This is a genomic window from Paramuribaculum intestinale (genome assembly GCF_003024925.1).
GTDB lineage: Bacteria > Bacteroidota > Bacteroidia > Bacteroidales > Muribaculaceae > Paramuribaculum > Paramuribaculum intestinale.
The window spans coordinates 1-9529 of the sequence record NZ_PUED01000100.1 but is presented as its reverse complement, the minus strand read 5'-3'; the positions used below and the strand labels follow the sequence as shown (position 1 = coordinate 9529).

Sequence of the window (9529 nt, the reverse complement as noted above, 5' to 3'; positions counted from 1 at the left end):
CAATACCGCCTCCGTAGTTTATGCCCGGATAGCCGAACATGTGGTGAACCTGTGTATTGGTCCATTCGTTGGCCGAGGTCATGGTGAAGTTGACCGGATGGAAATGGCCTTTGTAGAAGATCAGGCTCTCACGCTCCGGTACGATGCTGTAGGTGTTTGCATTCCATGAGGCTGGAAAGGCTGCGGCGTAGCGCTCGTCGACCCATACTTTGGTCCACGATTCAAACCCGTCCTTGAGCATTTCGGGCTTTCTGGCTCCTTTGAACGCTATGCGGTATAGTCTGGGCGGTATTAGGCACGATATGCGTTCGACGTTTCGGCCAAGGGTCAGACGCTTCATGTTGGTGCAACCGTCGAACGTTTCTTCAGGCAGCACCCTGACGCCGTCACCTATGCTCATGCGATCCATTGTAGTGCACCCTTTGAACACTCCGCGTCCGAGCGATGTCACCGAGCCTGGCACCACCTCGTAGGCCGAGGCTGCGTCTGGAAGACCGGCGAAATCCACACAGTCGGCAAAAGCGTAGTCGCCGATGGAGGTGACTGTCGAGGGTACATGCACAGTCACTATGTTGCTGCCAGCAAAGGCGCTGTCGCCGATGGCGGTGACGGTATAGGTCTGCCCTTCGTGCTCGAATGTTGATGGCACACGTATGGCCGACATCATCCACGAGTCGTTGCGTAGGGGTGAGTCGGGATCAAGGTGATGGTAGTCGCGGTCGATCATCGGCGTCCATAGGGCGTAGAAGTTGCGGGTGTACGACGTGTATGGGCCTCCGTTGGCATCGCCGCTGTATTTCTCGAAGTGGTATCGGCCGTTGAGGCGATAGCTGTCGTCGGTGGCTTCCGGATCGGCCACCGGATGGGTAAGCGTGGCTGTGCGGTCTGTCGGATTGAGGATGAAACTCCAGGTTATGTTCATTGCGTCGGACTGAAACGCCCCCATTTTGGCACTCAAAGGATAGTGTTGTGTCAAAGTCACGGTGGTGACGTCCTTTGCCGGGACGGGCAATGGTTCGGCCTGAGCCGAGGCCATAGTGGCCGTCAGCGCACAGCATACCGTTACGATGGTGTTTTTGAAATCTATCACTGTATATACAAAATCCCTGATGGTTTATTATTCTGCAAAATTATATCTTATTATCAAACGTCAAGCGAAAAAATCACTTTTGTTAGTAATGTTTAACAATGGTGATAGCCGTCGGCGGTGATTTTCGATTTTGCGGCACCTGATTTCCGGCATTATGATTTGCTCACAGGCTAAATGCCGATGCGTGGTGCGGCACATGCCGAATGGGCTCTCTCCGATAGTTGTGGATGATGTTATGGACGGTTTATGACGATTATATGAAAAATTTTTCGCAATTTTGCAGCGAAAATAGAAAAAACACCATACCATATAGTTGACATGGAATTTACAGCCGGTCAGATAGCTGCTCTCGCGGAAGGAGTCGTGGAGGGTGATGAATCTGTAAAAATCAATACATTCGCCAAGATAGAGGAGGGCCGTCAGGGCGCCATCTCGTTCCTGGCCAATCCCAAATATACACCTTATATATACGAGACTCTTTCGTCGGCCGTGCTCGTGAGCCGCGATTTCGTCGCCGAAAAGCCCGTCAAGGCCACTCTGATAAGGGTCGACGATCCATACGCCACGGTTGCGCGCCTGCTCGCGATGGTGGATCAGCTGATGAATCCTCCCCGCCGCGGGGTGGAGCAGCCATGCTTCATAGCCGAGGGAGTTGAGGTGCCCGACGATGTCTACATCGGCGCGTTCGCTTATATCGGCGCCGGAGCGAAGATAGGGAGCGGCGCACAGATCTATCCGCAGGCCTATGTCGGCGACGGAGTGAGCGTTGGCGACGGCACGATCATATATGCCGGAGCTAAAATCTACCGCGGATGTCGCATCGGCAAGCGCTGCATCATCCATTCGGGAGCGGTGATAGGAGCCGACGGCTTCGGATTCGCCCCCACCGACCATGGCTACGAAAAGATACCGCAGACCGGCAATGTGGATATTGCCGACGATGTGGAGATCGGTGCCAACACCACCATTGACCGCGCCATGATGGGATCGACCCGCATCTGCCGCGGAGTCAAGCTCGACAATCTCATACAGATAGCCCACAACTGCGAGGTGGGTGCCGACACGGTAATGGCCGCGCAGGGCGGCGTGGCCGGTTCGACCAAGCTCGGAGAGCGTTGCATGGTCGGAGGTCAGGTGGGGCTTGCCGGTCACATACATATCGGCGACGAGGTGCATATAGGAGCCCAGAGCGGCATCAACAAGGATGTCGCAGCCGGATCAAGACTCTTCGGCTATCCGGCCACCGACGTTGTCAGCTACGGACGTCAGGCTCTCGCCATACGAAAGCTTCCGACGCTCTACAAGCGCGTCGACGAGATAGAACGGCTTATCAAGGATAATAAATAAGACAATCATACACACATTTCAAGCGATATGAAGCAAGTCACCATCAAAGCTCCCTTCGCCGTCAGCGGCAAGGGACTGCATACCGGCAAGCTCATCAATGCCGAGTTTTTGCCCGCCGAGCCCAATACGGGCTATAAGTTCCAGCGTACAGATCTCGAAGGGGAGCCTACGATCGACGCTCTCGCTGAATACGTGACCTCAACCAACCGTGGTACTGTGCTCAAGCGCAACGACGTCACGGTCAGCACTATCGAGCACGCCATGGCCGCCCTCTACGCCATGGGTGTCGACAACTGCCTGGTGCGCATCGACGGCCCGGAAATGCCCATACTCGACGGCAGCGCCCGTATCTTCGTCGACCATATCAACGAGGTGGGACTGCAGGAGCAGGAGCCTGAAAAAGACTATTATATCGTAAAACAGAAGATCGAGGTGCACGACGAGGCCACCGGCGCCACAATCATCGTGCTTCCCGACGACGAGTTCTCGATCGACGTGATGGTGAGCTTCGACTCTCCGGTGCTCCCCAACCAGTTCGCTTCGCTGGAGCATCTTGAGGATTTTCCGACAGCGATCGCCGACAGCCGCACGTTTGTGTTTGTCCGCGAGATCGAGCCGCTGGTCAAGAACAACCTTATCAAGGGCGGCGACCTCGACAACGCTGTGGTGATCTACGACTCGCCGATGGAGCAGTCTGAACTCGACCGTCTGGCCGATCTTATGAATGTGCCCCACAAGAACGTCAGTCAGTTCGGTTTTATTCAGGACAAGCCTCTGACAAGCGACAACGAGCCGGCGCGTCACAAGCTCATGGATGTCATAGGCGACATAGCTCTCATCGGACGCCCGCTCAAAGGCAAGGTGATCGCCACACGCCCGGGTCATTCGATCAACACCACTTTTGCCAAAAAGATACGCAAGGAGATAAAGCGTCAGGACATACAGGCGCCCGTATATGACCCCAACCGCGAGCCGGTGATGGACAACAACCGTATACGCGAACTCCTTCCCCACCGCTATCCGATGCAGCTCGTCGACAAGATCATCGAAAAGGGCACCAACTATATCGTGGGCGTGAAGAATGTGACGGCCAACGAGCCTTTCTTCCCCGGCCACTTCCCACAGGAACCTGTCATGCCGGGCGTGCTCCAGATCGAGGCCATGGCCCAGACCGGTGGACTTCTTGTGCTCGACTCGGTCGACGATCCCGAACGCTACTCCACCTACTTCATGAAGATCGACAATGTGAAATTCCGTCAGAAGGTGGTGCCCGGTGACACTCTAATTTTCCACATTTCGTTCATGACCGAGCTGCGTCGCGGCTGCGCCGTCATGAAAGGCTATGCCTTCGTGGGCGAGAAGGTGGTCAGCGAATGTGAGTTCATGGCCCAGATCATAAAAAACAAATAATCAGAATCTATGAAACAACCTCTTGCATATATACATCCGGCCGCCAAGATCGATCCCAGCGTGGTGATAGATCCGTTTGTCACCATCGAGGAAAACGTGGAGATCGGCGAGGGTACCCGCATCGGCAGCAATGTCACCATCATGTCGGGAGCACGCATCGGCAAGAACTGCCGCATATTCCCAGGCGCAGTCGTGTCGGCCGTGCCGCAGGATCTCAAGTTCCGCGGCGAGGACACCGTGGCCATCATCGGCGACAACACCACTCTGCGCGAGTGTGTGACAATCAACCGTGGCACAGCCGCCCGCGGACGCACCGTCGTGGGCAGCAACTGCCTGATCATGGCCTACTGCCACGTAGCTCACGACTGCATCGTGGGCGACAACGTGGTGATGAGTAATGCCACACAGCTTGCAGGCGAGGTGCAGGTCGACAATTATGCCGTCATCGGTGGCGGAGCGCTCGTCCATCAGTTCTGCCATATCGGACCGCACGTGATGCTTCAGGGAGGCGCCCTCGTCAACAAGGACATACCCCCTTATGTGAAGGCCGCGCGTGAGCCTATATCGTTTGCCGGCGTCAACTCCATCGGACTCCGCCGGCGCGGATTCTCCTCCGACACCATCCGTGAGATACAGGAGATATACCGCTACCTCTATCTGTCGGGACTCAACAATTCCGACGCCGTAGAGCGCATCGAGGCCGAACTGCCCGCCACCCCCGAGCGCGACGAAATCATTCTTTTCGTGCGCAATTCCAAGCGAGGTATTATTAAGGGCTACGTGTAATCGGCTGCAATATAGGGATGTGTGAATTTTGTTGTAAAAAAGTTGCTCAAAAATTTGCACGCTTCACAAATAATCCCTAACTTTGCATCCGTAAAACGAGAGCGGCCGTTAGGGCTTCAATCTCGTGAGGACATAAAGATTGCCTTGTGGTGTAATGGCAGCACGTCGGATTCTGGTTCCGCCTGTGGGAGTTCGAATCTCTCCAAGGCAACAATCTTTCAAAAAGTCGGCTGATTGTTTTCAACCGACTTTTGTATTATAACTTAAATCAGATATACTCAATGGAAAAAGTAAAGAGAGGAGCGTGGGCGCTGATGTCGCTGGCTCTTGTCGCGGCGGTCGGCAGCTGTTCGGGATCGGCTTCGTCCGGCGATGTTTAGGCCGATACATTGTTGCTGACCGAAAGTGAGGTCGCTGTGCCTTACGATGTGCTGCGGATGCCTTATGCGCTGACTACCGACGGACAGCGCCTCGTCGTGGCCAACAGCCCTCAGGCTTCGACTCTTATAGATGTATATTCGCTCACAGGAGATTCCGTCACATCCGGCCTGCGGGTGGGGCAGGGACCCGGAGAGCGCCAGATGGTCGAAGGACTCTGCTATGATGCCACAGCGTCGGCTGTGCAGATCCGCACCGGTGCAGCAGATGCAGTGGATATGCTTCGTGGCATTGACGGCAGCGGACTTGAGATCGACAGGAAGATCGTATTCGACGCCGCCGCATGCGGCTCCGACACCGTGGCTCCGGCATCGTTCGCACTGCGCATGGCCGATGGCCACGTAGTGCTCGGCAATGCCACCTCCGACGGCCTTTTAGCCATACTCCGTCCCGACGGATCGCTCGAGCGTTATGCCGCGCAATATCCCGACATCTCCGGTTTCGGCGACATGCCGCAGTGGGGAGTGTTCAACTTTCTTCGGCCCAACGGCGGAGTAAGTCCCGACGGACGGCATTTCGCGGCTCTGTTCGGCAGCAACGACATGATATGCTTCGGTTCGCTCGACGGCGATACAGTCGCCGTCAAGGTCAATTACGGCGAAAAGCCGGGAGGCATCAAGTGGGTGACACGCGACGGTTATGGCACATTTGACATCGCACCCGAGCGCAAGGTGCATTTCGCAGGTAATCCGGTGCTGACAGACGGCCATGTCTATGTGATATATTCCGGCATGAATTATGCCGACCATTCCGCATACTTCTGGAAAAAGAACGACGGCGACGAGCCCCTCTCCACCGATATCCGCGTCTACGACTTCGACGGAAACCTGACCCGTGTATATCGTCTGCCTATGAAGATCGGCGGCTTCACGGTCACACCCGACGATTCCGATATGTATGCCATTGTCGACAGCGAGACCGAAGGCTACCGCATATTCCGCTTTTCCTTCCCCGACTGACCGGCTGTGTCGGCCGACTGTTGCGTATTACGCTGAAAAATGCTATATTTGCACCATTGACGGCGGGCGCGCACAGGCTGTGCCCGTCCCTTCTACAGAATCCTTAAACCAATTTACCCCCAAACTGACTGACAAAATGATTAGAAAAGCCATCATGACGGGCGCTGCAGCGCTGGTGCTAACGGCAGCCGGCGGAAGCTATGTGTCCGCACAGCAAGTGCATAACGAAACGTGGGCCGACGGAGTGGAGCGTTCACTCGTCTACTGCCCGGGCGACTTCGACTCGAAATTCTACCGCATACCGGCCATCGTCACCGCAAAAGACGGGTCGATAGTGACAGTGGCCGACAAACGTATAGAACACAATGGCGACCTGCCCGCGAAAATCGACGTCGTAAGCCGTCGCAGCACCGACGGCGGCCGCACATGGAGTCCCTATGTCGTTGTCGCCGCACACGACGAGATAGGCGGCTGCGGCGATCCTGCTCTTGTTGTCGACGAGAAGACCGGACAGATATTCTGCATATTCACCCACGGCAACGGCCTCTGGCAGAAGGAACCCGGACACATCAGCTTCTGCGTCAGCAAAGACAACGGCAAGACCTGGGGCAAGATGACTGACATCAACCCGCAGATACTCACCACCGATCCCGCCGGAAAGCAGCCCATCAAGTGCACCAGCGCCTTCGCATCCTCAGGCCGCGCCACACAGCTTGCCAACGGACGGCTGATATTCCCTCTTGTAGTGCGTGAGGACGGCAACCCCGACTTCAAGGTCTACGCCGTCTACACCGACGACCTCGGCAAGACATGGAAAGTCAGCAAGAATCCCGCCACCACCGACGGCGACGAGTCGAAGATCGTTCAGCTTGCCGACGGAACGGTAATAATGAGCATCCGCAACCGTCGCGGCATACTCCGCAAATTCTCCTACTCCCACGACAACGGCGAGACCTGGAGCGAGCCGGTGCCCGTCGAAGGGCTGCCCGACCCGCGCTGCAACGGCGACATCATCACCTACGACTACAATGGCAAGCAGCTCCTGCTGCAGTCGCTTCCCGGCGATCCCAAAGGACGCAACAATGTGGCCATATACGTCAGCGCCGACGGCGGCAAGACGTGGCCCGTGAAGAAGACCGTAGTCAACCTTCCGTCGGCCTACTCGTCGATGACAGTGCTCCCCGACGGAAGCATCGGCATACTGACCGAGGAATCAGCCAACAACCACTACAGCTACAACATCTGGTTCACAAAGCTCCCCATCGAAGTGCTTATGGCCCCCGCCAAAAAGCAGTAACCCCATACCCGACCGATATTGCTCTGCGGCGTCCGTGGGCTTGTGCCCAAGGGCGCCGCGACTATTATTGTTCGCTTATATCCTTGTTACATTTTTTTATCGTTTGTATGCATCGATTATTCTGGCGATAATTTCAGCAAAAAGCGCAAAACGACTATCTTTGCAGCCACATCATGTCATAAACAACGTATATACTACTAATTATCGTATAGATATGCAACATCACGACTCACTCAACGCCTATATATCGCAGTCGGTGCGCGAAAACTGGGAACAGCTTGCGCTGACTGATTTCAACGGGGTTTCGTACCAGTACAAGGACGTTGCCCGCAAGATTGCCAAGCTTCATCTGCTCTTTGAGCAGGCCGGAGTCAATCCTGGCGACCGCATAGCGCTGTGCGGACGCAACAGCTCGCAGTGGGCTGTCGCATTTCTGTCGGTCATCACCTATGGAGCGGTGGTAGTGCCGATTCTCAACGAGTTCAAACCCGACAATATCCACCATCTTGTCACCCATAGCGAGTCGAAACTTTTCTTTGTCGACACGGCGGTATGGGAGAATCTCGACTCCGATTGCATGGGAGGCATACTCGGCGCGATAGCCATAGGCGATTATTCGCTGCTGATGTCGCGTTCGCGGGAGCTGACGCAGGCGCGTGCCAATCTCAACCGCATTTTCGGCGAGAAATATCCCGAACGCTTCGGTGCCGGCGACTTTACCGTGGCGCTGACACGTCCCGACGATCTGACGCTGATCAACTATACCTCCGGATCCACCGGATTCTCCAAGGGTGTGATGCTTCCGGAGCGTTCGCTATGGAGCAACGTGGAGTTCACCATCGACCGGCTCGACTTTCTGGAGGCCGGCGACGGAATTGTCTGCATGCTCCCGCTTGCCCACATGTACGGGCTGACCATCGACCTGCTCCATCCGTTTGTCAAGGGGTGTCATATCCACTTCCTGACGCGCACCCCCTCGCCGCGCGTCATCATGGAGGCGTTTGCCGCCGTCCGCCCCAAGATGATAGTGTCGGTGCCGCTGATCATCGAGAAGATCATCAAGACCAAGGTGTTCCCGCTGCTTGAGAAGCCGATGATGAAGCTGCTGATGCATGTGCCGTTTGTCGACAGCCGCCTGCTTTCGAAGATCAAGGATCGTCTGACTGATACCTTCGGCGGCAATGTGGTGGAGCTTATCATAGGCGGAGCGGCTCTCAACAAGGATGTGGAGGAATTCCTGCGCCGCATAGAGTTCCCGTTCACCGTCGGCTACGGCATGACCGAGTGCGGCCCGCTGATAAGCTATGCCCCCTGGCGTGAGGCACGGCCCGGATCATGCGGACGCGTGGTCGACCGCATGGAGGCACGGGTGGACTCGCCCGACGGTGAGACTGTGCCGGGTGTCATCTGGGTGAAGGGAGCCAATGTCATGCTCGGATATTACAAGAACGAGGAGGCCACCAAACAGGCCTTCGGTCCTGACGGATGGATGACCACCGGCGACATAGGCTGTATCGACAGCGACAATTTCATCTATCTGCGTGGGCGCGACAAGAACATGATACTCGGTCCGTCGGGACAGAATATCTATCCCGAAGAGATCGAGCAGAAACTCAACAATATGCTCTTTGTCAGCGAATCGGTGGTGATCGACGACGGCGGACGTCTGCTGGCGCTCATACATCCCGATCTCGACCTGCTGACACAGCACCATACCGGAGCCGACGAGCTTAAGCAGATCATGGCCGACAACATAGCCCAGCTCAACAAGGAGCTTCCGGCCTATTCGCAGATATCGCGTTTCGATCTCATGGACGAGGAGTTCGAGAAGACTCCCAAGCGGTCGATCAAGCGCTATCTCTATCAGAGATAAGTAACTCGCAAAAATTAGCTACGAGTGTTTTTTGAGATTTGTTCGAGTGATTTTTCGCTTGAAGACGAGGACGTATAGCGAGTTACACAACTGAGGATGAAAGCAAAAAACGCCGGACAAAATCACAAAGTACCGCAGCAAACCATGGGTTACTGGCGAGTTTCATAATATCAACTAATTTTTAAGAGAGTGTTTGAATTTCACTTCTATTCACTCAAAGAGGATTTTCGGAGAGATTTGCGTGAGTTGATGAGGGAGCGATGCGGGCATCGTGACCGATGAAACTTGACGGAAATCGCCCGAAAAGACCTTTGAGAGGATAGAAAGAA

The 9529-nt window shown here is 55.3% G+C and carries 7 protein-coding genes and 1 tRNA gene; 7 read left to right on the top strand and 1 reads right to left on the bottom strand.

Annotated elements, in window-relative coordinates; all coding sequences use genetic code 11:
- The coding region (locus C5O24_RS08360; RefSeq protein WP_133165508.1) for a leucine-rich repeat domain-containing protein at positions 1 to 1090 on the bottom strand (1090 nt) is incomplete at its 3' end.
- Positions 1091 to 1408: 318 nt separating this feature from the next.
- Between C5O24_RS08360 and lpxD the strand changes: the two genes are divergently transcribed.
- The 7 genes from lpxD to C5O24_RS08325 all read left to right on the top strand — a co-directional run bounded on the left by lpxD (position 1409) and on the right by C5O24_RS08325 (position 9200).
- Positions 1409 to 2437: a UDP-3-O-(3-hydroxymyristoyl)glucosamine N-acyltransferase gene (gene lpxD / locus C5O24_RS08355; RefSeq protein WP_107035158.1), complete on the top strand. Its 1029-nt coding sequence runs from the start codon at positions 1409 to 1411 to the stop codon at positions 2435 to 2437.
- A gap of 27 nt (positions 2438 to 2464) precedes the next feature.
- On the top strand, positions 2465 to 3847 hold the full coding sequence (locus C5O24_RS08350; RefSeq protein ID WP_107035157.1) for a bifunctional UDP-3-O-[3-hydroxymyristoyl] N-acetylglucosamine deacetylase/3-hydroxyacyl-ACP dehydratase: 1383 nt from the start codon (positions 2465 to 2467) through the stop codon (positions 3845 to 3847).
- A 9-nt stretch (positions 3848 to 3856) separates the two neighbouring features.
- Positions 3857 to 4633, top strand: a complete 777-nt coding sequence (gene lpxA, locus C5O24_RS08345; protein WP_107035156.1) for an acyl-ACP--UDP-N-acetylglucosamine O-acyltransferase — start codon at positions 3857 to 3859, stop codon at positions 4631 to 4633.
- Positions 4634 to 4773: 140 nt separating this feature from the next.
- Positions 4774 to 4844, top strand: a tRNA-Gln gene (locus C5O24_RS08340).
- Between the two features lie 181 nt (positions 4845 to 5025).
- Positions 5026 to 6030, top strand: a complete 1005-nt coding sequence (locus C5O24_RS08335; protein ID WP_107035155.1) for a TolB-like 6-bladed beta-propeller domain-containing protein — start codon at positions 5026 to 5028, stop codon at positions 6028 to 6030.
- A 136-nt stretch (positions 6031 to 6166) separates the two neighbouring features.
- Positions 6167 to 7327, top strand: coding sequence for a sialidase family protein (locus C5O24_RS08330; RefSeq protein ID WP_161553858.1), 1161 nt, complete (start codon positions 6167 to 6169; stop codon positions 7325 to 7327).
- 214 nt (positions 7328 to 7541) lie between these two features.
- A complete protein-coding gene (locus tag C5O24_RS08325; RefSeq protein ID WP_107035153.1) occupies positions 7542 to 9200 on the top strand; it encodes an AMP-binding protein in 1659 nt (552 codons plus the stop codon).
- Positions 9201 to 9529 lie beyond the last annotated feature (329 nt).

Coding starts and splice junctions, on each gene's coding strand:
- lpxD (WP_107035158.1), top strand. CDS start 1,409: ATGGAATTTACAGCCGGTCAGATAGCTGCTCTCGCGGAAGGAGTCGTG.
- C5O24_RS08350 (WP_107035157.1), top strand. CDS start 2,465: ATGAAGCAAGTCACCATCAAAGCTCCCTTCGCCGTCAGCGGCAAGGGA.
- lpxA (WP_107035156.1), top strand. CDS start 3,857: ATGAAACAACCTCTTGCATATATACATCCGGCCGCCAAGATCGATCCC.
- C5O24_RS08330 (WP_161553858.1), top strand. CDS start 6,167: ATGATTAGAAAAGCCATCATGACGGGCGCTGCAGCGCTGGTGCTAACG.
- C5O24_RS08325 (WP_107035153.1), top strand. CDS start 7,542: ATGCAACATCACGACTCACTCAACGCCTATATATCGCAGTCGGTGCGC.